Below are 560 nucleotides of genomic sequence, written 5' to 3'. Positions count from 1 at the left end.
CGGAGTACCTTATTTGCCATCTGCTCCCGTTCATATTCCGGCATACGAGCATAATCTTCTGCCTGCAGGAACTGGTCATTCTTGATCAGATAAGCTACTCTATTTGCAACTTTATTCCAGGATAATAAAATTGACGTATATGGATTCCCATAAGCACCTCTTGCAAGAAACAAGCCTTTTCCATCATAGTTTGCGTGTGAATCATCGGCACCAGACAGTGCATGACTGCTTCCACCGATCCCATACTGTTCCTTGATAAAACCTGTCCTCGATCTTTCATCTTCATGAAGTAGATAAAAGGAATACGTCCTAAGCCTGCCCTGCGAATACGCTCCACCTCCTGCAAGATAAGCATCAATCTCATCCTGTGTAATGAACATCGGATGTTCTTTCCAGGCAAAGCCGTCCCTAACCTGATAAGGAATCACCTCATCCGCAAACTTTTGAAACTGCTTTGAGATATTTATAGGATTATAATGATGGAAACGCATAATAGAATGATTTTCTTCATAGGCTTCTGCCAGTGCATCCAGTCTTTCATTCAGTTCCGAAAGCCACTG

1 protein-coding gene is annotated in these 560 nt (G+C 42.7%); it reads right to left on the bottom strand.

The annotated features are described in order from the left end of the window. Positions 1-560: hypothetical protein (locus tag G5B06_RS18595; RefSeq protein ID WP_173772726.1), on the bottom strand; the 560-nt coding region annotated here is incomplete at both ends.

This window comes from Blautia luti (genome assembly GCF_013304735.1).
Lineage (GTDB): Bacteria > Bacillota > Clostridia > Lachnospirales > Lachnospiraceae > Blautia_A.
The sequence above is the reverse complement of the archived record's forward strand: the minus strand, read 5'-3'. Positions and strand labels throughout refer to the sequence as shown.